General features: G+C 41.3%; 27 protein-coding genes. 18 read left to right on the forward strand and 9 right to left on the reverse strand.

Annotated elements, in window-relative coordinates; all coding sequences use genetic code 11:
* Nucleotides 1-21: 21 nt before the first annotated feature.
* Entirely contained in the window at nt 22-597 is a 576-nt protein-coding gene (locus PQO05_RS19330) for an acyl-CoA thioesterase (protein WP_273629083.1), read from the reverse strand.
* 142 nt (nt 598-739) lie between these two features.
* Between PQO05_RS19330 and PQO05_RS19335 the strand changes: the two genes are divergently transcribed.
* Complete coding sequence (locus tag PQO05_RS19335) at nt 740-1,426, forward strand: hypothetical protein (protein ID WP_273629084.1); 687 nt, start codon at nt 740-742, stop codon at nt 1,424-1,426.
* Nucleotides 1,427-1,619: 193 nt separating this feature from the next.
* Nucleotides 1,620-1,907 carry a GIY-YIG nuclease family protein gene (locus PQO05_RS19340; protein ID WP_273629085.1) on the forward strand — a complete coding sequence of 96 codons (288 nt, stop codon included), beginning with the start codon at nt 1,620-1,622 and terminating at the stop codon, nt 1,905-1,907.
* Nucleotides 1,908-2,042: 135 nt separating this feature from the next.
* Here the strand turns inward: PQO05_RS19340 and PQO05_RS19345 are convergent, their stop codons facing one another.
* Nucleotides 2,043-2,540, reverse strand: a complete 498-nt coding sequence (locus PQO05_RS19345; RefSeq protein WP_273629086.1) for an FKBP-type peptidyl-prolyl cis-trans isomerase — start codon at nt 2,538-2,540, stop codon at nt 2,043-2,045.
* 28 nt (nt 2,541-2,568) lie between these two features.
* Nucleotides 2,569-4,566 (reverse strand): thioredoxin domain-containing protein, encoded by a 1,998-nt coding sequence (locus PQO05_RS19350; RefSeq protein ID WP_273629087.1) that lies wholly within the window; start codon nt 4,564-4,566, stop codon nt 2,569-2,571.
* Nucleotides 4,567-4,821: 255 nt separating this feature from the next.
* Between PQO05_RS19350 and PQO05_RS19355 the strand changes: the two genes are divergently transcribed.
* The 4 genes from PQO05_RS19355 (at nt 4,822) to PQO05_RS19370 (ending at nt 10,879) form a co-directional block, all read left to right on the forward strand.
* Nucleotides 4,822-7,212: an ABC transporter permease gene (locus PQO05_RS19355; RefSeq protein WP_273629088.1), complete on the forward strand. Its 2,391-nt coding sequence runs from the start codon at nt 4,822-4,824 to the stop codon at nt 7,210-7,212.
* A gap of 294 nt (nt 7,213-7,506) precedes the next feature.
* The gene (locus PQO05_RS19360; RefSeq protein ID WP_273629089.1) at nt 7,507-9,795 is read left to right on the forward strand and encodes an ATP-dependent helicase; all 2,289 of its coding nucleotides are present in this window, start codon (nt 7,507-7,509) and stop codon (nt 9,793-9,795) included.
* A gap of 181 nt (nt 9,796-9,976) precedes the next feature.
* Complete coding sequence (locus tag PQO05_RS19365) at nt 9,977-10,345, forward strand: helix-turn-helix domain-containing protein (protein ID WP_273629090.1); 369 nt, start codon at nt 9,977-9,979, stop codon at nt 10,343-10,345.
* A 234-nt stretch (nt 10,346-10,579) separates the two neighbouring features.
* Complete coding sequence (locus tag PQO05_RS19370; RefSeq protein WP_273629091.1) at nt 10,580-10,879, forward strand: hypothetical protein; 300 nt, start codon at nt 10,580-10,582, stop codon at nt 10,877-10,879.
* Between the two features lie 3 nt (nt 10,880-10,882).
* On the opposite strand, the gene PQO05_RS19375 is transcribed toward PQO05_RS19370, so the two are convergent.
* Nucleotides 10,883-12,316, reverse strand: a complete 1,434-nt coding sequence (locus PQO05_RS19375) for a tetratricopeptide repeat protein (protein ID WP_273629092.1) — start codon at nt 12,314-12,316, stop codon at nt 10,883-10,885.
* Between the two features lie 198 nt (nt 12,317-12,514).
* Between PQO05_RS19375 and PQO05_RS19380 the strand changes: the two genes are divergently transcribed.
* The 7 genes from PQO05_RS19380 to PQO05_RS19410 all read left to right on the forward strand — a co-directional run bounded on the left by PQO05_RS19380 (nt 12,515) and on the right by PQO05_RS19410 (nt 14,381).
* Nucleotides 12,515-12,697 carry a hypothetical protein gene (locus tag PQO05_RS19380; RefSeq protein WP_273629093.1) on the forward strand — a complete coding sequence of 61 codons (183 nt, stop codon included), beginning with the start codon at nt 12,515-12,517 and terminating at the stop codon, nt 12,695-12,697.
* 60 nt (nt 12,698-12,757) lie between these two features.
* Nucleotides 12,758-12,937: a hypothetical protein gene (locus PQO05_RS19385; RefSeq protein WP_273629094.1), complete on the forward strand. Its 180-nt coding sequence runs from the start codon at nt 12,758-12,760 to the stop codon at nt 12,935-12,937.
* A gap of 64 nt (nt 12,938-13,001) precedes the next feature.
* Nucleotides 13,002-13,184, forward strand: a complete 183-nt coding sequence (locus PQO05_RS19390) for a hypothetical protein (RefSeq protein ID WP_273629095.1) — start codon at nt 13,002-13,004, stop codon at nt 13,182-13,184.
* Between the two features lie 46 nt (nt 13,185-13,230).
* A complete protein-coding gene (locus PQO05_RS19395) occupies nt 13,231-13,410 on the forward strand; it encodes a hypothetical protein (protein WP_273629096.1) in 180 nt (59 codons plus the stop codon).
* A gap of 67 nt (nt 13,411-13,477) precedes the next feature.
* Entirely contained in the window at nt 13,478-13,657 is a 180-nt protein-coding gene (locus tag PQO05_RS19400) for a hypothetical protein (protein ID WP_273629097.1), read from the forward strand.
* Nucleotides 13,658-13,720: 63 nt separating this feature from the next.
* Entirely contained in the window at nt 13,721-14,146 is a 426-nt protein-coding gene (locus PQO05_RS19405) for a hypothetical protein (protein ID WP_273629098.1), read from the forward strand.
* 61 nt (nt 14,147-14,207) lie between these two features.
* Nucleotides 14,208-14,381: a hypothetical protein gene (locus PQO05_RS19410; protein WP_273629099.1), complete on the forward strand. Its 174-nt coding sequence runs from the start codon at nt 14,208-14,210 to the stop codon at nt 14,379-14,381.
* A 6-nt stretch (nt 14,382-14,387) separates the two neighbouring features.
* Here the strand turns inward: PQO05_RS19410 and PQO05_RS19415 are convergent, their stop codons facing one another.
* Nucleotides 14,388-15,338, reverse strand: a complete 951-nt coding sequence (locus PQO05_RS19415; protein ID WP_273629101.1) for an SGNH/GDSL hydrolase family protein — start codon at nt 15,336-15,338, stop codon at nt 14,388-14,390.
* 292 nt (nt 15,339-15,630) lie between these two features.
* On the opposite strand from PQO05_RS19415, the gene PQO05_RS19420 reads away from it, so the two are divergent.
* From PQO05_RS19420 to PQO05_RS19430, 3 genes are all read left to right on the forward strand, one after another.
* On the forward strand, nt 15,631-17,001 hold the full coding sequence (locus PQO05_RS19420; RefSeq protein ID WP_273629102.1) for a dipeptidase: 1,371 nt from the start codon (nt 15,631-15,633) through the stop codon (nt 16,999-17,001).
* Nucleotides 17,002-17,072: 71 nt separating this feature from the next.
* Entirely contained in the window at nt 17,073-17,210 is a 138-nt protein-coding gene (locus tag PQO05_RS19425; protein ID WP_273629103.1) for a hypothetical protein, read from the forward strand.
* A 92-nt stretch (nt 17,211-17,302) separates the two neighbouring features.
* The gene (locus PQO05_RS19430) at nt 17,303-18,649 is read left to right on the forward strand and encodes a deoxyguanosinetriphosphate triphosphohydrolase (RefSeq protein WP_273633539.1); all 1,347 of its coding nucleotides are present in this window, start codon (nt 17,303-17,305) and stop codon (nt 18,647-18,649) included.
* Here PQO05_RS19430 and PQO05_RS19435 read toward each other — a convergent pair.
* Nucleotides 18,639-19,694, reverse strand: a complete 1,056-nt coding sequence (locus tag PQO05_RS19435) for a mandelate racemase/muconate lactonizing enzyme family protein (protein WP_273633540.1) — start codon at nt 19,692-19,694, stop codon at nt 18,639-18,641. The genes PQO05_RS19430 and PQO05_RS19435 overlap by 11 nt on opposite strands.
* 266 nt (nt 19,695-19,960) lie before the next feature.
* Here PQO05_RS19435 and PQO05_RS19440 point away from each other — a divergent pair, with 266 nt between their 5' ends.
* Both PQO05_RS19440 and murA read left to right on the forward strand, forming a co-directional pair.
* Nucleotides 19,961-20,695 carry a DUF4290 domain-containing protein gene (locus PQO05_RS19440; RefSeq protein ID WP_273629104.1) on the forward strand — a complete coding sequence of 245 codons (735 nt, stop codon included), beginning with the start codon at nt 19,961-19,963 and terminating at the stop codon, nt 20,693-20,695.
* Nucleotides 20,696-20,839: 144 nt separating this feature from the next.
* Nucleotides 20,840-22,147: a UDP-N-acetylglucosamine 1-carboxyvinyltransferase gene (gene murA / locus PQO05_RS19445; RefSeq protein WP_273629105.1), complete on the forward strand. Its 1,308-nt coding sequence runs from the start codon at nt 20,840-20,842 to the stop codon at nt 22,145-22,147.
* Between the two features lie 97 nt (nt 22,148-22,244).
* On the opposite strand, the gene PQO05_RS19450 is transcribed toward murA, so the two are convergent.
* The 3 genes from PQO05_RS19450 to PQO05_RS19460 all read right to left on the reverse strand — a co-directional run bounded on the left by PQO05_RS19450 (nt 22,245) and on the right by PQO05_RS19460 (nt 24,160).
* On the reverse strand, nt 22,245-22,604 hold the full coding sequence (locus tag PQO05_RS19450) for a hypothetical protein (RefSeq protein ID WP_273629106.1): 360 nt from the start codon (nt 22,602-22,604) through the stop codon (nt 22,245-22,247).
* A 182-nt stretch (nt 22,605-22,786) separates the two neighbouring features.
* Nucleotides 22,787-23,515 carry a heavy-metal-associated domain-containing protein gene (locus PQO05_RS19455; protein WP_273629107.1) on the reverse strand — a complete coding sequence of 243 codons (729 nt, stop codon included), beginning with the start codon at nt 23,513-23,515 and terminating at the stop codon, nt 22,787-22,789.
* Nucleotides 23,516-23,596: 81 nt separating this feature from the next.
* Nucleotides 23,597-24,160 carry a helix-turn-helix domain-containing protein gene (locus PQO05_RS19460; protein WP_273629108.1) on the reverse strand — a complete coding sequence of 188 codons (564 nt, stop codon included), beginning with the start codon at nt 24,158-24,160 and terminating at the stop codon, nt 23,597-23,599.
* Nucleotides 24,161-24,180: the final 20 nt, after the last annotated feature.

Genomic DNA, 24,180 nt, shown 5'->3' on the forward strand with positions numbered 1-24,180 from the left:
ATTTTAAAACTCTGAAATCCTTTACTGCTTTACAATCGCTTTGCGCTCAAAAACACAACGCTCACCTTTTAATAGCTCCAATAACTTCTCAGGATCATTAGGTACTTTAATTTGCTTGGCTTCGCGTTTGTAGTTTAGTTTAAGCTGCTTGCGGTGCATGGCTTCAATAAAACGCCTTACCTGTTCGCGGTTTTCTACAATAAGGCCCGGTACCTGTGCGGGTTTGTTATACTCATCCTTGGCTACCATGGTAAAGTAGCTGGTATTGGTATGCTTAATTACATTGGTTTTCACATTTTCTGATATCACCCTGATGCCTACTACAATAGATGTATTACCGGTATAATTTACCGATGCCATCAGCGATACCATCTCTCCCACCTCAATCGGTTCCAAAAAATCAACCCCATCTATCGATGCCGTTACACAATAGTTGCCCGCGTGCTTGGCAGCGCATACATAGGCTACCTTATCCATTAGCGATAATAAGATACCTCCGTGTATTTTACCGCCGAAGTTGGCATACGAAGGGATCATCAATTCGGTAAGGGTGGTTTGAGAAAACTTGGCTGATTTAAATTCGGGGGAGTCTTGCATAGCCAAATTTAGCAGTTTAATGCTTTTTTCAAATTAAAGAACATCGAAAACACATATTTTTATAGAAACGCCTAAGCAAATTAAGCCAACTATTGTTAGTGAAGTATAGTATGCTAATTTTGGCATTCTAACACTTGATACCGTGAAGCGTTTTTACATTTACCTGCTTGCATTTTTATTGCCTGTTTGTTGCCTTGCACAAGAAACCGTTATTATTAAACGTAAACTTACAAATGCTGTTAAAGAGCGCGTGAGTGTTTTAAAAAGCGACAATGTTACTAAGCAGGGGCTTTACCAGGCGCTTTGGGACAGTAAAACAGTACTGGCCAACGGCAGCTATACCAAAAACGTAAAAACCGGGATCTGGAATTTTTACGATACCAAAAACAATGTAATTCAACGCTTTAATTATACCACCAATACCCTGTTGTATGAAGCGCCGGAAGATAGCGCAACCAACTGCCGTTATGTGGTTGACCACACCGTACGCGATACTGACCGTACTACCAAACCGATAGTAATTGGCGGTCGTTTTTTCGGCTATATCAATTACCTGAGGCTATTTCGTTTACCGCCAGATATGCGCAATATTAACAATGAGGTAGTTGTACCAACTATTGAATTACTGGTAAGCCCTGGTGGCCGCCTTGCCGAGTACATTGTACATTTTCAAGCCGAAAACTACGACCGTAAAGTGGGCTTTAATATCGATTACCTAAGCGATGAGGATAAAACCTTTATCCCCGCCACCATTAACGGCGAACCGATTGCCTGCCGGATATTTATCCGCTGCTTTTTAACCAGTGGTGGTGATTTGGATTTGTTTTAGAGGGATGGTAACAAGGGGTGTCATGCTGAGCCTGTCGAAGCATGGTGCAGGGGGTTATGCGTTGTTCATCTACAATATTATCTGTAACATAATTTAGAGAGATGGTAGAAGGGGTGTCATGCTGAGCCTGTCGAAGCATGGTGCAGGGGATTATGCGCTGTTCATCTATAATATTATCTGTAACATATTTTAAATGAAGCAATATTTTGTCTATATATTAATTTGTAACGATAATTCTTATTATACCGGCATTACAAATAACCTTGAACGAAGATTATTTGAGCATGAAAACGGTGAAAATCCGCAATGCTATACCTATAAAAAACGTCCGGTTAAATTAGTTTTTCAAGAGCGATTTACTGATGTTAACCAAGCTATAGCATTTGAAAAACAAGTTAAGGGCTGGAGACGCGACAAGAAAGAAGCTATAATTAACGGCAATTGGAGTTTATTACCACAGTTAGCAAAGACTGCCAAATAATATAGCGTAGATGGCCTTCCCGTTATCCTTCGACAAGCTCAGGATGACAGCGCTCAAAAAAACAAGTTCCTCGCAATGACGAGTTTTATAATAAACAAAAAGGCTCTCTAATAAAAATTAGAGAGCCTTTTTCAATTAATGACCGTGATGACCATCCGCACCATGAGCATGTCCATGCGATAACTCTTCTGGCGTAGCCGGGCGTACGTTTATAATATTACCGGTAAAGTGTAGTTCCTGGCCAGCCATTGGGTGGTTAAGGTCAACTATCACTGCATCTTCAACAACAGAAACTACCTGTCCCTGAAAACGGTTACCCTGGTTATCTTGCAGCGGCAGGATGTTACCTACTTCTGGCAGGTCCTGGCCTGCAAACATTTCTTTCGGCAGGTTGGCAACAGCTTCTTCATCATATTCGCCATAAGCATCAGCTGCAGGCAAACGGAAATCGAACGCATCGCCGGTTGACAGGGTTGACAAGTTTTCTTCGAAGCGAGGGAGCATTTGTCCGGCACCAAACAAGAAAGTTAATGGTTGCTCTTCGGTTGTTTTTTCTACAAGGTTTTCAGTGCCATCCTGATCAACATATAAATTGTATGTTAATGACACGACGTGTTGAGGCTCGATCTTCATTATTGAAATATTTATTTGATAAAAGTTTTTATGCAGTAATTTGTTTTAATGCCTGCACAACATTGTGGGCCGGCAAACCACAGGTTTTATCTTTACAGATAAAAATACGCGCTGTATCCCCCGTTCTGCCTTGCAGCAAAGGTAAGTTTTCCTCGTTACCGCCCAACATTATTTTATTGGGGATATAGTTTTGTTCCATTTCGCGGCGCAGTTCTGTAACCTGCGGGCCGGTTATTGCTACCTCGTAGGTACCAAACACTTCTTCCAACAGCAACATAGCCCAGTTAGAATATACCGAACCGTATTTGGCCATATAAGGCATCAAATTACGCAGCAATTGAGCCGAGATATGGTGATATCTTTCCTCTTCAAACAGCAAATCCAGCTTTTTAAGGTTGCGCGCCATTACCGAATTTGATGCCGGGATAACGCCATCCATAATTTCGCATTTACGGGCAATCAGTTGCTCGTTATCGGCAGCGGTGTAAAAGAACATGCCTTCATTTTCATCATAATAAAGTTCGATGGCAATGTTGGTAAATGCGCGGGCAAAGTTGAGCCATTTGAGGTCGAAGGTAACTTCATACAAAGCAATCAATGCTTCAATGATATTGGCGTAATCATCCAAAAACGCAATCGGGTTCTCAGATTTATGGATGCGGATCAGTTTGCCATCTTTATCTACTAAGTTATTGAGGATAAATTCGGCATTCTTCAGGGCAAGGTCGAGGTATACTTCATCGTTGAATACACGGTAAGCTTCGCAAAGTCCTTTCAGCATCAGGCCGTTCCATGAGGCAATGATCTTATAATCCAAGCCCGGGCGAATGCGGTGACTGCGGTGTTCAAATACTTTGGTTTTGAGCGTAGCAATTCTATCTTTCAGTTCGCTTTCACTGATGCCCAACTTCGCTGCCAGTTCTGCATCGTCATCCTTACGGAAGAAGACGTTGGTTTCCTCTTCCTCCCAATTACCATCTTCGGTAATATTATAATAGATACAGAAAAGATTGGCATCTTTTCCTAACACCTCTTCAATTTCTGCTTTGGTAAACGTATAAAACTTGCCCTCTACCCCTTCGCTGTCGGCATCAAGAGCCGAGTAATAACCATTATCCGGTGATGTTAGCTCTCCCTGCACAAAGGCAATGGTTTCGTCAACTATCTGTTTATATAAAGGGTCGCGGTTCCAGGTGTAAGCTTCGGCATAAAGGCTAATGAGCTGACCATTATCATACAGCATCTTCTCAAAATGCGGCACATGCCAGCGCGCATCAACCGAGTAACGGGCGAAGCCACCGCCTATATGATCGTAAATACCACCGTAGGCCATTTTCTTCAGCGTCAGTTTTACCGCGTTGGCAATGCCCTCATCTTTCATTAAATGAGCGTAGCGCATCAAAAACTGCCAGTTATTAGGCATCGGGAATTTGGGCGCATGGTTCATCCCTCCTTCTTTGAGGTCGAAATGTTTGCGCCAGTTGTTTACTATTGCTTCCAAATCTGCTTCGCTGTATTCGGGCTGCTCGGTAATAAAATCAACCGATTCATATTGTTGGATGCCCTCGGTAAGGCGTACGGCATAACCTTCGGCTTCCTGTGGTTTATCACGGTAAAATTCAGCGAGGTTAATGAGCAAACTTGTCCAGTCTTTTTTAGGGAAATACGTACCGCCATAAATAGGCCGCTGATCGGGCAGGCAAATACAATTCAATGGCCAGCCCCCGCGACCGGTCATCAATTGCACAGCGCTCATATAGATCTGGTCAATATCCGGGCGTTCTTCACGGTCAACCTTAATGCAAACAAAATTCTCGTTCATTACGGCAGCTACCTGCTCGTCCTCAAAGCTTTCGTGCTCCATTACGTGGCACCAGTGGCAGGCCGAGTAGCCAATGCTCACCAGTATCAGTTTATTCTCATCACGAGCTTTTTGCAAAGCTTCAGCTCCCCAGGGATACCAGTTAACTGGGTTATTGGCGTGTTGCAGTAAGTATGGCGAGGCAGAGTTGGCAAGACGATTCATTTTGATTTCGGATGTCGGATTTTCGATGTCGGATTTATACTACAATTGTTATTCCGAAAATTGGGGTTATGACATATTTACAGCCACATCAATTCTGCACCAAAAGCGTACGCGAGGGCGTTCGGTTTCGATACAATCAAATCATTAACAACACAGCCAATACACTGATAATCAATAACTTATATTTAAGGCATAATATTTAAACGTATCAACAGGTAAAACACTCACTATTAAAACGTTGTAAATTCTATTGATATGGTAAGAAACTACATTAAAATAGCCTGGAGAAACCTTGTTAAAAACAAATTTTCATCATTAATCAACATTGGCGGCCTGGCTGTGGGTATGGCTGTGGCTATGCTTATCGGCTTGTGGGTTTGGGACGAACTATCTTTCGATAAATACCACCAAAACTACAACAGTGTTGCCATTGTAATGCAAAACCAAACTTATAACGGCGATATTAATACCAATAAATCTGTCCCCGTGCCATTGGGTGCCGAACTACAGAAAAACTATTCGGGCGATTTTAAACATATCGTTATGGCCTCGCAAAACTGGCCGCATATTGTGCGCGTGGGCGATAAAAACCTATTTATTTCGGGCAGCTTTATGCAATCCGGCGCGCCTGATATGTTTTCGCTCAAAATAATTGCGGGTACAGCCTCCGGATTAAATGACCCTTCTTCTATCCTGCTTTCGCAGGCTTCGGCCAAAGCGCTTTTTGGCAATGCCGACCCAATCAATAAAACTATTTTAATGGATAATAAGGCAAACTTTAAAGTTACGGGCGTTTATGAATATCTGCCGCAAAATACTACACTTCATTACATCGATTTAGCCTTTATAGCTCCCTGGGATTATTACACAGCAAACGAGCTCTCTAAAGGCAAACTTACCGACTGGGGCGATAACTCGTACCGCACCTATGTTCAACTGGCAGCGCATGCTGATATCAACAAAGTTTCGGCAAAAATAAAAGACGTTAAACTAAAACATCTGGCCAAAGAAGACATCCGCTATAAACCACAGCTTTTTCTGCACCCCATGAGCAAGTGGCACCTGTATTCGCAATTTAAAAACGGAGTTATTGTGGGCGGAAAAATTCAATATGTATGGCTATTCGGCATTGTAGGGATATTTGTGTTATTACTGGCCTGCATTAACTTTATGAACCTGAGCACCGCCCGAAGCGAAAAACGTGCTAAAGAAGTGGGCATACGCAAAGCCATCGGTTCAGAACGCGGGCAACTCATTATTCAGTTTTATTGCGAATCTGTTTTAATAGCTGTTATTGCTTTCGTATTCGCGCTGGTTATGGTTTCGCTAACACTTCCATTCTTTAATCAACTGGCCGATAAAAACATCGTTGTACTTTGGGATAGCCCTTTGTTTTGGTTAATGGGGATTGGCTTTAGTTTGTTTACCGGGCTTGTAGCAGGTAGCTATCCTGCTTTATACCTATCATCATTTAAACCTGTTAAAGTATTAAAAGGTACGTTTAAAGGTGGCCGGTTTGCGGCAATTCCGCGTCAGGTTTTGGTGGTGTTGCAGTTCTCAGTTTCGGTGATCCTGATTATCGGTACCATCATTGTTTTTAAACAGATTGAGTTTGCCAAAAACCGCCCGGTTGGTTACAGTCGCGAAGGGTTGGTTGCCATACCATTAACCGTAAATGATCTGCATCAACACTTTGAGGCTATGAAAACCGATTTGCTACAATCGGGTGCGGTAGCAAACGTGGCCGAATCAACCAGCTCTACCACACATGTGAGTAATAACACCGCCGGTTTTCAGTGGACAGGTAAAGCACCCGAACTGGTAGATGATTTTGGTGTAGTTGGCGTAACTACCGATTTTGGCAAAACCGTTGGCTGGCAGTTTACTGCTGGCCGCGATTTTTCAAAAACTTTTGCAACCGATTCATCGGGCATTGTATTGAACGAGTCGGCCGTTAAATTTATGGGATTGAAGAACCCAGTTGGCGAAACTGTAAAGTTTTGGGGAGCCGATCATAAAGTTATCGGCGTGGTAAAAGATATGGTGATGGATTCGCCCTACGAACCTGTTAAACAAACTGTTTTTTACTTCAATAAAAACAATGACCCAAGCTTTGTAAACATTAAAATAAACCCCCAATTAAGCACGCATGATGCCTTGACCAAAATAGAGGCGATATGCAAAGCATACTCGCCATCGTCGCCATTTATGTACCGCTTTGCGGATGAGGAATATGCCCGCAAATTTGAAGACGAACAACGTATTGGCAAACTGGCCGGCTGCTTTGCAGGCCTTGCCATATTTATCAGCTGCCTGGGATTATTCGGCATGGCTTCATTTATGGCAGAGCAGCGTACCAAAGAAATTGGCGTACGTAAAGTGCTGGGCGCTTCTGTTTTCAGCCTGTGGCGTTTGTTGTCGAATGATTTTGTACTGCTGGTACTTATTGCCCTGTTTATAGCCACACCAATAGCATATTACTTTATGTACGGCTGGCTACAACATTATAATTATCATACCGTATTATCGTGGTGGGTATTTGTGGTTACCGGCCTGGGTGCAGTTAGCATTACTTTGCTTACGGTAAGTTATCAAAGCATTAAAGCAGCACTGATGAACCCGGTGAAAAGTTTGAGGAGCGAGTGATTCTGATTTCTGATTTCGGATGTTCGGATGTTCGATTTCGGATTTATTGCCCATCACTTTAGTCATTTCGACGATAGGAGAAATCTTCTGCGCAATGTAAGGCGACTATACAGGGTGAAGACGATTCTTCGCTACCGCTCAGAATGACAAAAAATTTACAATAAAAAGGGGTTAAAACCCAATCAACTACTCACTCAATCAACCATTCACCAAACAATCAATAAACTAATCAACACCTTCCCTACATCCCGGGTAAAAGATTAATTTTGCTGATTCAAAAAATAAGGAACAGCATTGGATTATTTAGAGGGATTAAATCCGGAGCAAAGGGGCGCAGTATTGCAAACCAAAGGTCCGGTAATGATTATAGCGGGTGCCGGTTCGGGCAAAACACGTGTTATTACCTACCGTGTGGCACATTTAATACGCCAGGGTGTCGATTCATTTAACATACTGGTTTTAACGTTTACCAACAAAGCCGCCCGCGAAATGCGCGAGCGTATTACCCATGTGGTAGGCCCCGAAGCCAAAAACCTTTGGATGGGTACCTTCCACTCCGTTTTTGCTAAAATATTACGGGTGGAGGCCGAAAAAATTGGCTACCCCAACAACTTCACCATTTACGATACCGACGATACCAAGAGCGTTATAAGGGCCATTTTAAAAGAAATGAACCTGGATGATAAGCTGTATAGCGCCAACCTGGTATACAGCCGCATCTCGAGCGCAAAAAACAACCTGATCTCATGGCAGGAGTATCAAAATAACCCGCAGATCCAAGCCGATGATTTTTCAACCGGTCGTGGTCAGCTGGGTAAGATCTATGAAACTTATGCCGGCCGTTGTTTCCGTGCAGGGGCTATGGATTTTGATGATTTACTGTTCAAAACCAACGAGCTGCTGCGCGAATTCCCTGATGTATTGCACAAGTACCAGCACAAGTTTAAATACCTGATGGTGGATGAGTACCAGGATACCAACTTTTCGCAATACCTGATTGTGAAAAAACTGGCTGCGCTTAATGAAAACCTTTGTGTGGTGGGTGACGATGCGCAAAGTATCTACGCTTTCCGTGGTGCTAATATCCAGAACATCCTCAATTTTGAGAAGGATTACCCGGATTTGAAAGTGTTTAAACTGGAGCAAAACTATCGCTCTACACAAAACATTGTAAACGTTGCCAACAGCATCATCTCTAACAATAAAGAGCAGCTGAAGAAGAACGTTTTTTCGACTAAGGAAGACGGCGACAAGATCAAGATCATGCGCTCTTTCAGCGATAATGAAGAAGGTAAAATGGTGGCAGAAGGCATTTTGCAAGACCGTGCCACCAAAGGCATGAAATGGAACGATTTTGCCATTTTATACCGTACCAATGCCCAGTCGCGCTCAATGGAGGAGGCTTTACGGAAGCTTAACATTCCATATAAAATTTATGGTGGCTTGTCTTTCTATCAGCGTAAAGAAATTAAAGATTTAGTCGCTTATTTCAGGCTCACCTTTAACCCTAATGATGAAGAAGCCCTTAAACGCGTAATTAACTATCCTAAACGCGGTATTGGGGATACCACAGTAGATCGTATCATATTGGCTGCCGATCAGCACGGTATTACGCCTTTTGAGGTGGTGGTTAACCCGGGGCAGTTTATGGATGGCCGTACATCTGCTTCGGTTGGTAACTTCGGTACCATGATCCAGAGCTTCCAGGTGATTGCGAAGAATTTGTCGGCTTATGATGCTGCTTTGCATATTGCACAGCATTCGGGACTGTTAAAAGATCTGTACGAGGATAAATCAGTAGAAGGGTTGAACCGTTACGAGAACATCCAGGAGTTACTGAATGGTATTAAGGAATTCTCTGAACGTGAGGATATTGAGGATAAAGGCCTTGATGTTTTCATGCAGGATATTGCCTTGTTAACCAACGACGATAACGACAAGAACAAAGATGCCGACACGGTATCGTTAATGACCATACACTCGAGCAAAGGCCTTGAGTTTAAGCAAGTGAATGTGGTGGGATTGGAAGAAAACCTGTTCCCATCGCAAATGTCGTTAAACTCGCGCAGCGATCTGGAAGAAGAACGCCGCCTGTTCTACGTAGCTGTAACCCGTGCCGAAACTAAGCTGACGATCAGCTATGCTACATCTCGCTTTAAATTCGGTACGCTGATTAGCTGTGAGCCCAGCCGCTTTTTGGATGAGATCGACGCCAAATTTCTGGAACTTGATTTTACCGCTAAAAAGGAATCAACAGGTAATCCCTTTTACGAAGACGACCGCAAGGCCTGGACCCGTAAGGATAATACGAAAGAAGACAGCTTCTCGAAACCGAAGCCATCATCGGCACCAATTAAAACTACATCTATACTGGCTAAGGCACACGTACCTTCGGCGGGTTTTGCACCATCTGATACCTCGAACCTGCAAAACGGTATGGAGGTTGAACATGAGCGATTTGGTTATGGAAAAGTAATTAACCTGGAAGGCAAAAGCCCTGATATTAAGGCAACTATATTCTTTAAAGAAATAGGACAGAAACAATTACTACTAAAGTTTGCCAAATTGCGCATAGTGAGCTGATTTTGGGGAAATATTATTAATCACTGCTGATTTTTGGGGAAATTATTACACAATATTTTTACACCAACAACGGCTGTGGTTACACGAAATGCGGTTTACACACCGCATTTCGTGTTTTAGAGAATATGGCACATTAATTGGCTATTAATTAATACCCTTTCTCTAAAATTAAACTAATCTAATGAACGACCACAAAGACAAAGCCAACAAATCTGTAGGGAAAAACATTCGTACGCTTAGGCACAAACGCGGATGGAGCCAGGAAGACATCGCTAATAAATTAGGTATTTCAATTCCGGCTTTTTCTAAAATTGAAACAGGGGTAACTGACATCAATCTTTCGAGATTAGAGCAGATTGCAAAAATTTACGAAATAAGCGTAGTAAACTTAATAACACTTGAAGAAGAAGTTATTGAGCCGCAACTGATCCAGTTAAATTCGATCCAGAAAAAATTGACTGACCGTGAGTTTGAAATTGCACACCTGCAGCGCAAGGTAATTGAACTTTACGAAGAACTTCACAACCGCACTTCTTCTTTTGCATCATAAATGCATTGTACTTAATAGTGTTTGTTAAAACTGACACTATTAAGTACAATATTATGCACTCTTTATCGCCGGCAAACACTTAAATGATATTTATTTTCATTAAGGTTAAATAACTGCGCCTTTTTTATCTCATAATTATTTCTCGGTTCAGATTTATAGTTTTCTATACAATCGGCATGGGTTTGGTATAACTCATAATGTATTCGCATACAATAACTATTAACAACCAGAAAAATGTCAAATTACCTAATCTCTATATCAGATAATAGCGAGGCTTCCAAAAAAGGCACTATCCATGATCCCGGCAGTAAACTAAAGGTTAAGGTGTTCGATTTTTTAAAGCCTAACCATAAGCCAACAAAAGGCGAAGTACAGTACTTTGTAACAGCCGGCCAGGATACACTTGCGTTTGAAACTGAGGGTTATAAGAAGCACAGACAAGTGCTTATTTTGACCATGATATCCCGTTACTGTATTTACTTAGGGCTTATTGAGGCACAGATCCATTCGTCATTGCCCTTTAGCCATCATTAAGAATTACATACCGGTTCTATCCTGGTCGTGCAGCATATCGCTCATATCCATAATCTTGTTGTCGATTTCGGATACGCATTTGTCCATCATATTAAAGCACTCCTCTTTGTTCACTAAACCTTCTTTTTCTAGGTTAATGAGCCCTTTAAGAGTTGCTATTGGCCCGCGTATCTGGTGCGATAGGTATGATGAGTATTCAGAGAGTTTTCTGTTCTTGATCTGAAGGTCTTTGGTACGCTCGTCGATAATTTCCTCGAGGTGATGGTTAACCCTGTCGAGGTTATCTTTCTGGCGTGATACCTCGCCGTTAAGCTCTGTAAGCCTTTTATTGGTTTCAGCTTTGCGTCTGATATTGCCAATCAATAATATAATTACAATCAGCAATAAGAAAGCCACCACAGTAACTCCCCAAAAGAAGTTACGGTCGCTTTTTTGCTTCAGTATAATAATCGCGTTTTCTTTTTGCTGCTCGTCCTGTCTGTGCTTTACCTGTAATAAGGCTATACGGGCCGAAACATAGTTTGTAAAATCAATACTATCCTTATTGTAGATATCCTGCAGGTAGTAAAGCGCCTTCTCAAAATTTTTGCGCTTGTATTCCAGCTGATAGGAGGTGTATTTAAAATCAGAAAGCAGTTTCTTGCTTTTAATAATGGTGGCGTAAGAGATCCCTTCTTCCAAAAACTTCTCAGCCTGGTTAAAATCCCTTTTAGCGATATATAAAGACGACAGGGTAAGGTCAATACTGGCAATTTGTTGCGGCCTGTCAAACTTTTTAGCGTCTTCATTGCTTTTCAAAAGCATAGCTTCTGCTTTATCGTACTGTACCAGGTTAAAGTACGCTACGCCCATATCCTGCATACAGGTAATCTTGTATTCGGTATTATTAAGCTTAGTGAAAAGCGTGTTACTTTTATTATAAAAAGATAATGCCCTGTAATAGTCTTTTTGCCGGGTGTAAACGTTACCGAGATTGAGGTAAATAGAAGCTATAAGTTCGTCGTCGCCTATTTGGTTAGCTATTGTAAGGGCTTTTGTGAGGTATTCAAGCGCCTTGTCATAATCATTGTCGCGATAAAGGTTACCGATATTATTATATACCTTGGCCTGCCCTATTTTATTTTTTGAACTTTGAAAGTATGTTAAAGCATTCAGATAACTTTCTATCGCTTTTTCGGGTTCGCCGTTATAATCACGCCCTACACCAATAACCCGATATGATTCTGCAATACCATTAACATATCCTATTTTTTTGGCCAGTTGCAATGCCTTTGTAGCCTTAGCTATGGTTTGCTCTGCATCAGAACGGCGCAACTGATAACCGTCACTATCTAACTTCATTACCTGGGCTGTATCTACAGCAACATCATCCGTTGATCTTGCGTAAACAGTTAGTGAAAAAGAAAGAAGGAACAGTAATATCAGATTTTTTTTCATTAAAACACTGTGACAATTAAAGCACTATTACGTGTAAATGTACTGAAAGTTATAAAAAATTACCGAGCAAAAAAATCACCCGGGAAAACACGAAAAAATGAAGTCAATTTTTTTTTGAAAAAATATTTGTCAGATTGAAAAACATGTTTACTTTTGTGGTGTTAAAACATTAACAATCAAATAGTTATATAAATTATTATGAAAAAAATTTTATATTCAATTGCCGCCATTACTATAATCTCTTTTACCTCTGCCTGCACTAAAGATAATAGCGTTCAACCCAATGCTGTTAGCACCAAAAAATTAGCAGACGATGGCAATAAGCAGGATTTAGGGCAAGCGGATGCTAACAAACAAGATTTAGGTCAGGCTGATTTATAAGCCAATTTATACCCAACAATTATATTATAAAATAAGAACCCCAATTAAAAACTATACATCATGAAAAAATTAATCGTAGCCGCAGTAGTAGTATTAACAGTTTCTTTTACTGCCTGCACAAAAGATAATAGCGTTAAACCTACTTCAGTTAGCACTAAAAAACTGGCAGATGACGGCAACAAACAAGATTTAGGACAAGCCGATGCTAACAAACAAGATTTAGGCCAGGCTGATTTGTAAGCCAATTACACATACTATTTTATAAACAACATTCAATAACGACCCCATTTTAAAACAGCATATCATGAAAAAATTAATCATAGCAGCAGTAGTAGTATTAACAGCATCATTCACTGCATGCACAAAAGATAACAGCGTTCAGCCTACTTCAGTTAGCACTAAAAAATTAGCAGATGATGGCAACAAACAAGATTTAGGACAGGCTGATGCCAACAAACAGGATTTAGGTCAGGCTGACATTAACTAATCTATACTATCTCTATAACACCCTTACATTTTAAAAAAGCAAAATCATGAAAAAATTAATCATAGCAGCAGTAGTAGTATTAACAGCATCTTTCACTGCATGCACAAAAGATAACAGCGTTCAGCCTACTTCAGTTAGCACTAAAAAATTAGCAGACGATGGCAACAAACAAGATTTAGGACAAGCCGATGCTAACAAACAAGATTTAGGCCAGGCTGATTTGTAAGCCAATTACGAATACCTTTTTATAAACAACATCCAATAACAAGACCCCAATTTAAAAATACCATATCATGAAAAAATTAATCATAGCAGCAGCAGTAATATTAACAGCATCATTCACCGCCTGCACAAAAGATAACAGTGTTCAGCCAACTTCAGTTAGCACTAAAAAATTAGCAGATGACGGCAACAAACAAGACCTGGGACAAGCAGATTCTAACAAACAAGATTTAGGTCAGGCTGATTTGTAAGCCAATTACACAAACACTATATCATCTTCTATAACAACTATTACATTTTTAAAATCGCAAATCATGAAAAATCTAATCATAGCAACAGCAATCGTATTATCAGCTTCTTTTACCGTATCAGCAAAATATAGCACTCAAAATTTAGTAGCCAACAAACAAGATTTAGGTCAGGCTGACTATGCTGCTTTGGGTAACAAACAAGATCTTGGTCAAGCAGATGCTAACAAACAAGACCTAGGACAAGCTGACGGTAACAAACAAGATTTAGGTCAGGCTGATTATGCTGCTTTGGGTAACAAACAAGACCTTGGTCAAGCTGATGCTAACAAACAGGATTTAGGACAAGCTGATGGCAACAAACAAGATTTAGGCCAGGCTGATTATGCTGCTCTTGGTAACAAACAAGATTTAGGTGAAGCTGACGCTAACAAACAAGATTTAGGCCAGGCAGATAGCAACAAACAAGATTTAGGACAAGCTGACGCTTAATCCCGACGACTGTCTCACCATTAATAACCCTCCAGTAATCAAACAATAAGATAACAACACCATGAAAAAAGCAATAATAGCAATCGCCATAATAGCCGTAGCCGCATTAACTACTTTAACTGTAAGCAGCAAAAGCACATCAACAAAACCGGTAGAGCTAACTAAAGTAAACAGCAGCGAGTTGGTAAAGAAAAGCTTTACAGCACCAAAAAGCGATCTTTCTTCTATAGACTAATTGATGTTAGTGGGCAACAATCATTTTTTTGCTTATATGCTGCCCACCCACCTGCATAGAATATATATAAACACCGGTAGGTAAATCGCCCATAGAGGCAGTTAGTTCGTGGTAGCCGGCGCTCTGATAATCGTCATAAACATTTTTAACGATAGCCCCGGTCATACTGTAAAGTTTAATTTGAACCCTGCCGGCCTGCGATAAACTAAAACCTATTTTAGTATCATCTTTTACCGGGTTTGGATAATTTTGGTTCAAACCTATTAGTAACAACTTATCCTCGATAGCCTGGTTTACGGTATCAAACCAAACAAAAGCTACCACTTCGTTCCCCTGTGGGTTAGGGTGAATATCATCTCCATACAAAGTCCAGTCGCGGCCCAGCGCCTTATTTATATCGGCAACGTATAAATTATTATCCTTCGCAATTTTCTTATAAAGCGCATTGAGTTGCTTAATGTATAGATTGATGGCTTTATTCTGATCGCTTTTGGTATCGTTAAAAAACTGAAGCGTGCCTATAATAGGTATCAGGTTATTTTTTAAAGCCTGGGCTACATAAAACCTCATATTTTTTTCGGTTTCACTGATCTTCATTCTTTTCTGATACATGGCAATGGCGTCATTAGCCCCCATTAATATCAGAAAGAAGCCCGTACGGCCTGCTATTGCCCCCGGAAAGCGCACTAAACCTTGCGTAGTTGTTTCGCCGGGTACGCCATTATTAGTAATACTTACTGTTTTACCGATATAACAATGTTCAAAATCTGCTTGTAGTGGCGCCTGGAAGGTACCATGTATCCCAAATACTGTGCTTGCACCAAAAGTGGTAATGTTTATGCTGTCTTTACTGTAAAACTTAGATGCTGCACTACAACTCGGCATTTGAGCATATAATGCGCCCGAAATGGAAAAAGATAATAATATAGTAAGGAGGAGTATCTTCCTGATGCTCATTGTTAATTTGCCGACTTTATTTGTATCTGTAAAATATAATTATCTACGATGCTATAAACGGATAATTTACTACCCGTATTAACTATCAGGCAAATTAAATACCAGAGTTTAAGCAATCAGTTTAAATCGGTTGCAAAGATAGTTAATATCTTGGCTGCTAACACCTTAAAAGCATGTTAACATATTGTTAAACATACTGCTTTTTTACCTTTTTACAAAGGGACTATAATTTACGAGGAATAATCAGCAAAATGTTCTACAGCATAAATATATTTGTCACAAACTTTTAATAATGGAACAGATTAAACAATATATCGAACAAAACCGGGAGCGTTTTCTGGAAGAGCTTTTCGAACTATTACGTTTCCCGTCGGTAAGCGCCGACCCTAAGTACAAAGATTCGGTTTTAAAAACTGCCGATTATGTGGCCGAGAAACTGAAACAGGCCGGTGCTGATAATGTAGAGGTATGCCCAACTGCCGGTTACCCTATTGTTTATGGCGAAAAAATTATTGACACTACCCTGCCAACCGTATTGGTTTATGGCCACTACGATGTGCAACCACCGGATCCATTGGAGTTATGGAAAACCCCGCCGTTTGAGCCAACGGTACGTGATGGTAAAATTTATGCCCGTGGCGCCTGCGACGATAAAGGCCAGTTTTACATGCACGTAAAAGCTTTTGAGCTGATGATGAAAACAGACACCCTGCCCTGCAACATTAAATTTATGATTGAGGGTGAGGAAGAAGTAGGTTCAAACAACCTGGGCATTTATGTAAAAGCTAACAAAGAGCGTTTAAAAGCCGATGTGGTTTTAATTTCTGATACCTCGATGATCAGCATGGAAAACCCATCGTTAGAGACTGGTTTACGTGGGTTATCATATCTTGAAGTTGAAGTTGTTGGCCCCAACCGCGATTTACACTCTGGTGTATATGGTGGCGCGGTGGCTAACCCGATCACCATCCTTTCTAAAATGATTGCTTCATTACACGACGAAAACAATCATATTACCATCCCTGGTTTTTATGATAAAGTTTTGGTGCTGACTGATGAAGAGAAAAAAGCATTAAACAGTGCACCTTATGACGAGGAAGAATACAAAACTGATCTTGATGTACAAGAGCTTTGGGGCGAAAAAGGCTATTCAACCTTCGAGCGTACCGGCACACGCCCTACGCTGGAAGTAAACGGTATTTGGGGTGGTTACATTGGCGAAGGGGCTAAAACAGTATTGCCATCAAAGGCCAATGCTAAAATTTCGATGCGTTTGGTACCAAACCAAACTTCGGACGAGATCACCAAGATCTTTACCGATCACTTTGAGAAAATTGCGCCAAAATCTGTTAAAGTAACCGTAACCCCTCACCACGGTGGCGAGCCTGTTGTTACGCCTACTGATAGCGTGGCTTACAAAGCAGCGCAAAAAGCAATTACAGAGTCATTCGGTAAAGCGCCTATCCCAACACGCGGTGGCGGCAGTATCCCAATTGTAGCTTTATTTGAGGCTGAACTGGGCATTAAAACTGTGTTAATGGGCTTTGGTCTAGATAGCGATGCGTTGCACTCACCTAACGAGAAGTACGATATTTTTAACTACTACAAAGGCATTGAAACGCTGCCATTGTTCCATAAATATTTTGCTGAACTTAGTAAATAATAACTTTTAGTTAATTTTATAAAACAAGATGTAAAATCGGGTGTTATATTCATAACTAATTTAATAAAGTTATGGCAACTACCAGAGAAAAATCATCAAGCAAAAGTGAAGCCTCAAAAGAGTTGAGGAGTCCAAACACATCGAAACAAGAAAAGAGCGCTGCCGCAAAAAATCTGAGCAGCGGTTCTAAAAAAAGCAGCGGTAAATAACCGCATAAAAACAAGAAAGCCCCGATATAAATTGGGGCTTTCTTGTTTTTAAACCTTTTGTGTGCCTATCTTTAGCACTCGATATGAGTGTTATGCAATGGGATAAGCTGCTGTCATCAAAAAGATGGGGCAACGAACATAAAAGTTATACAGACCCGGACTTGGCCAGGTCGCAGTTCCAGGTTGATTATGACCGGCTGATATTTTCATCCCCTTTCCGCAGGCTGCAAAACAAAACCCAGGTTTTCCCATTACCGGGCAGTGTATTTGTACATAACCGCCTCACGCACAGCCTTGAGGTTGCCAGCGTTGGCCGATCATTAGGCCGAATATTTTACAACAAACTCAAAAAAGAAAATCCACAGCTCGATGAGCAATACCCGCTGATTAGCGAGGTGGGCAATATAGTTGCCGCAGCTTGTATAGCGCACGATATGGGTAACCCCGCCTTCGGTCACTCGGGCGAGAGCGCCATTTCTAATTATTTTATTGAGGGCGAAGGCAAGCAATACAAAGATCAGCTCAACGAACATCAATGGGCCGATCTCATTAATTTTGAAGGTAATGCCAATGCACTTCGCATACTGACGCACTCGTTTACCGGTAAAGGCAATGGGGCATTTGCACTCACCTACTCTACTTTAGCGGCCATTGTTAAATACCCCTGCGAGGCTATTGTTGGTGGTGATAAAAAGCATATCTACACTAAAAAATATGGTTTCTTCCAATCGGAGAAGGCAGTTTTTGAGAAGATTGCTGTAGAACTTGGTTTAGCCCAGGCACAGGAAGATCCTATTAAATATAAACGCCATCCGCTGGTTTATTTGGTTGAAGCGGCCGATGATATTTGTTATAACATCATCGATCTGGAAGATGCTCACCGCCTCAAAATATTATCATACGAACAGGTTGAAGTGCTTTTACTTCCGCTTTGCGAAAGCCCTACGCTACCGGATAAATTAAAGGCCGATTTTGGCGATGATGATGCCAAGGTAAGCTTTATGCGGGCAATTGCCATTGGTAAGCTGGTTACGGCTTGCTCAGATATCTTCTTCAATAACCAGGAAGAAATTTTAAAGGGTGATTTCAACAAGAGCCTGACTGATGTATTGCCCGAAAACTTAGCTATAGCCTGGAAAGCAATTGAAACTATTTCCATCAAAAAGATCTATAACTATCATTCGGTAATAGAAATTGAAGTGGCTGGTTATAAAGTAATGGGTGGATTATTGGAAGAATTTATCCCAGCCTTAATCAACAACGAAAGCAAATACCATAAAAAATTAGTGAACCTTATCCCAGCACAGTTTATCAATGACAAACCTGATCTATACTCTAAGATCCAAAGTGTACTGGATTTTGTATCAGGCATGACAGATATTTACGCCGTTGAAATGTACCGGAAGATAAAAGGCATCTCCTTCCCTTCTATACACTAAAACGCTCGCATTTAGCCAGGAAGTCATCATCTGCATCAGCACCTATACCGGGTGCGTCTGAAATGTGCAGATGATAACCATCGTAACTTACGCCGCCAATGCATGGGTCCTCGAGGTGACCAAGCATGCAGGTATCCATATCATAAAAATGGATGTTCGGGCTGGCGTACACAAAATGTAGTTTAGCGCTTAGGGCAATCCGGCTTTCGAGCATACCACCCATCATGCATGGGATGCCTTTGGCTGCAGCCTCATCATGAATCCTTCTGGCCTCCAAAATGCCACCAGACTTAGCCATCTTAATATTAATATAATCGCATGAACCGCTATTGATTTGTCGGCGTGCATCATGATGATTATAAACGCTTTCATCGGCCATAATTTTCACAGGCGAAAGTTTCATTAGTTCGGGTAGCTTGTCATCATACCAGGTGCGCATGGGCTGTTCGCAAAATTCAACGCTCAAGCTTCCCATTCCTTGTAAAGCGAACACAGCATCATCAAAACCCCAGCCCTGGTTAGCATCAATGCGGATTTTCATATCCTGTCCAACAGCTTCCCGGATCTGGCGAATGCGTTCTACATCCTCCTTCGCATCTTTACCCAGTTTCACTTTTAATATCATTGCGCCAAGCTGTTTAAATTCCATCGCTCGTTGGGCCATATATTCAGGTGCAGCAATACCGATGGTAATATCGGTTTCCACATCTCTACGCTCTCCACCCAAAAACTTAAATAGTGGCAAATCTGCATTCTTAGCAGCAATGTCATACAAAGCAATATCGAAAGCACTTTTGATAGTCGTGTTTCCGGCAGTGAAACTATGCAATTGCTGCATGCGGGCTGGGATATCTAACGCATCCTGTCCTTTCCATAACCGGGCAAACTCTTTAGCCATTACCAGGCAGGTATCCTGCGTTTCACCAACAATCATCGGGAAGGCAGAGCACTCACCTACACCGTAAATGCCTGCATCAGTATGTACACGAATAAAAGTATTTTGTGCCGAATCCATGGTGCCGGTAGCAATAGTAAAGGGTTCCATTTTAATGCTAAAACGGTAAATATCAATGCCGGTAATTAAAACTTGTTGCTCTGCCACTGTCAGTATTGTGTTAAACTATGTATGCAAACGCTAAAATACAATAAGTAATGCCTTTTGCAGTTTATAATGCTTTGTACATTAACACAATTAATTTATATTTGCGTTACTACAAGATAATATTTACAAATTCTCATTTTTACTTGCCGGGTGCTCTACGCAACCAAATGCATTAAAAACGAACAAATTATAAAGCTTTAAAGATTTACATGGCGTCACTTACTAAGCCGGTTTCTGAATTTGATTACAATTCAACCAGAAACAAACTGATCCTGTCTGAATACGGTCGTAACGTACAGAACATGGTTAAATATATTGTTGAACTACCCACCAAAGAAGAACGTAACCGTTATGCACAGGTTGTAATAGACCTGATGGGTTTTCTAAACCCGCACCTGCGCGATGTTGCCGACTTTAAGCATAAGCTTTGGGACCACCTTCAAATTATATCTAACTACCAGATAGATGTTGACGCACCTTACCCGCCACCAGAGCCTGAAGTATTGGCTGCTAAACCGGCTCCATTAAGATACCCTAACCAGCGGATCAAATACAAACACTATGGTAAAACCATCGAACTGATGATGGATAAAGCCAAAAGCATTGAAGAGCCTGCCCGCAAGCAGCACATGGTACAAGCCATTGCCAACTTTATGAAAATGGCTTACGTACAATGGAACAAAGATTCGGTAGCTGACGAAAGCATCATATCTGATCTGAAAGCAATGTCGAACGGTGAGCTTACCTTAGAAGAAAACGTAAACCTTAACCGTGTTGAATACCGTACACCTCCGCCCAATAATAACAACCGCGGCCGTACCAATAACCAGAATAACAACCCGCGCAACAACAATAACGCACGCAATAACAACAACAATCCGCGTAATAACAACCAGAACAATAATAACAACCGTAACCGTAATATGGGCGGTAAGAAATATTAATTCTCGGTTAGCGCCTTGGTAGTTTAAGCTTCTTTAACGTAACTTAGCGGCCTGCTTATGCGGCATATTTTATCCATTTACGGGGCGCTATGCCTTGTACTGGCATAGATCATGTATAGGCAAACCTAACGTTAAAGAAGATACATGAAGAACGCATTTGTTATACAGGGCGGCAAACCGCTTAAAGGAGAAATTATACCCCAGGGGGCTAAGAACGAAGCATTGCAGATCCTGTCTGCTGTGCTTTTAACCAGCGAGCCCATCACCATCAGCAACATTCCTGATATTGTTGATGTTAAAAAACTGATAGAATTATTGGGCGATATGGGTGTTACTGTAGAACAACTGTCTGCAGATACCTATAAGTTCGAAGCCAAAAATATCAATACTGACTTTTTCCAGTCAGACGAGTTTAAATCAAAAGGCGGCAGCCTGCGTGGATCAATCATGATCGTTGGCCCGCTGCTGGCACGTTTTGGTAAAGCAGCCATCCCTAAACCGGGTGGCGATAAAATTGGCCGTCGCCGTTTGGATACCCACTTTCTGGGCTTCGAGAAGCTTGGCGCACGCTTTAATTATAATGCCGAAAGCGGTTTCTACAACGTTGATGCCAGCGACCTTAAAGGTACTTACATCCTGTTAGACGAAGCATCTGTAACCGGTACTGCAAACGTAGTAATGGCAGCAGTTTTGGCTAAAGGTACTACCACTATTTACAACGCAGCCTGCGAGCCTTACCTGCAACAGCTTTGCAAAATGCTGAACCGCATGGGCGCTAAAATTAGCGGCATTGGTTCAAACCTGTTAACTATTGAAGGTGTAACCGAACTGGGCGGTACCGAACACCGCATGCTGCCGGATATGATCGAGATTGGCTCGTTCATCGGTTTGGCTGCAATGACTGGTTCTGAAATCACCATCAAAGACGTTCATTATAACGAACTGGGTATTATCCCGGATACCTTTAAACGCCTTGGTATTAAAATGGAGTTGCGTGGCGATGATTTGTTTATCCCGGCACAGGAACATTACGAGATCGAAAGCTTTATCGATGGCTCAATCATGACCATTGCTGATGCACCATGGCCGGGCTTCACTCCCGACTTAATCAGCATTGTACTGGTAGTTGCTATCCAGGCTAAAGGTTCGGTACTAATTCACCAGAAAATGTTCGAGAGCCGTTTATTCTTCGTGGATAAGCTTTTGGATATGGGTGCCCAGTTGATCCTTTGCGATCCGCACCGTGCTACCGTTATTGGTTTAGATAACCAGGTTAAGCTTCGCGGTATTTCGATGACCTCACCGGATATCCGCGCAGGCGTTTCATTGCTGATCGCTGCATTATCGGCACAAGGCCAGTCAACCATTTATAATATTGAGCAAATTGAACGCGGCTATCAGCACATCGACACCCGTTTAAAAGCATTAGGTGCAGATATAACACGTATCTGATCTTAATACTCTCTGATATAGCAAAGCCGCTTCATTTTTTAATGAAGCGGCTTTTTGTTTGATATAAGATTGGAGCGTTATATCAATACTGTGAATGCTAATTAATTAATACCGAATTACTCCAGTAATTGGTTAATGGCTGTGTTGCACTATTAGTATAAACTGCCGTACCGGCATTGTTATATACGTTTAAGGTTATTTTTTGCTGATGATCTAAGGCAGTTACGTACACCTGTAATACATAACCGGTAGTATAACTAAAAGTAGCCTTTGGTGATGTGGTTACCACGTTAAACTCTTTATATTGATCGGGCATGCCATAGTCAACCTTGCAATTATCGCAGTTAACAACAATGTAGCCCTGGTTTTTGGTAGTACTTGTGGTAGGATCAATATCTTTCTTTTTGCAGCCGCTTAAAACGAGAAGTATCGGAACGCATATTTTTAAAAATTTCATACACTTTTTGGAGTTAAATCAGAATAGTTGTACGAAAGCGTGCAATTATGAAGCCATCACCAAAAAAGCCGGATGCAATGTAGCCTCAAACATCACAATCCGGCTTTATTCTTATTAGCTCTGTTACTTTATCAGATGCCAAAATAAACACGGGGAACATATTCCCCATATATACCCAATTTTTACAACATACTTACTAACATTATCCCACTCATAACAATCATCAATCCATCCTCAATAATGGTAACCGTGCTCATCGGCAGGTTAAACACAGAGCCTAAACATGCACAGCGGATAACTTTTTTATTAAGTACGCTTTGTAGCACACCAATTATGCTTACGGCCATCACCACAATGGTAACTATATTGGTAACCACCGGGTTTAAGTTGAGGGCATAGCTCAAACCTAATGCCAGTTCAATTAAGGCATAGAGATATCCCCAGCTTTTAAACTTGCGGGCCACCACATCGTACATGGCATAACTATCGGCAAAGCCATCCAGATCGAGCATTTTAAAGAAAGAGAAGATCAGGAAAAAACCTGCCATAAACACCCGCATAGCCAGCATCCAATCAAAACCTAAAGCGGTTGAGCCGGCAATGAGTGCGATAGTTAGAATATATCCAAAGATTAATAAAATAGGCTTGTAGGTAGCTGCCCAGCTTTTAGGCTGATCTGCGTTTACAACAGGCATATCAACATGTGCATCGCTTAGCTGGTATTTAGGATAATCTTTCAGCGCGTTTTGCAGGGCTGTAGTCGCTACATGCTGATCCATCGCAACATGTGCCTCTCCTGCTGTTAGATCGATGTCTACTTGTTTAACTCCGGGTACGCCAGAGAGCAGGGTTTTCACTTTATATTCGCAACCGGCGCAAGTCATGCCAGTTACCTGATAGGTATGTTCCATTGTTTAATTTTATTGATGCTACAAATTTACAGCATGGGGCAGCCCGCAGCATTATAAAATTTGAGGATAGCTTTATAACATTTACAGTTCTTCGATATTACGGCGTTTGTTTGATTTAATGGCTTTAAAATAGCCCGGCGTTAAGCCGGTAACCTTTTTAAACTGGCTCGATAAATACGCTGTACTGCTGTAACCCATTTGGTAAGCAATTTCGGACAGGCTCAACTCATCATAAATCAGCAACTCTTTAATCCGCTCTATTTTTTGGTTGATGTAGAATTTTTCAATTGTACTACCCACAGTTTCAGAGAATAAGTTACTAAGGTAATTATACTCATAAGGCAACTTTTCTGTAAGATAGTCTGATAAGTTTACCTGTATGGGCTCTTTACTGTAGTGGACTAATTGAACAATGAGGTTCTTGATCCGCTCAACCAGGCGGCCTTTACGGTCATCTATCAGTTCGAAACCTAAATGGTGCAGTTCTTTATCAAGCGTGACTAATTGATCCGCATCAGCTTGTTCTGCTATCTCTACCTCTCCTAATTCTATATTGTTAACATGGTAGCCTTCGGCTTTTAGTAGGTTCTCAACCGCCATTATACAGCGTTTACAAACCATGTTTTTTATATGCAGCGTGCTCATAAGTTATAAACGTAAAGGTA

Origin of the sequence: Mucilaginibacter jinjuensis, assembly GCF_028596025.1 — a bacterium.
Classification (GTDB): domain Bacteria; phylum Bacteroidota; class Bacteroidia; order Sphingobacteriales; family Sphingobacteriaceae; genus Mucilaginibacter; species Mucilaginibacter jinjuensis.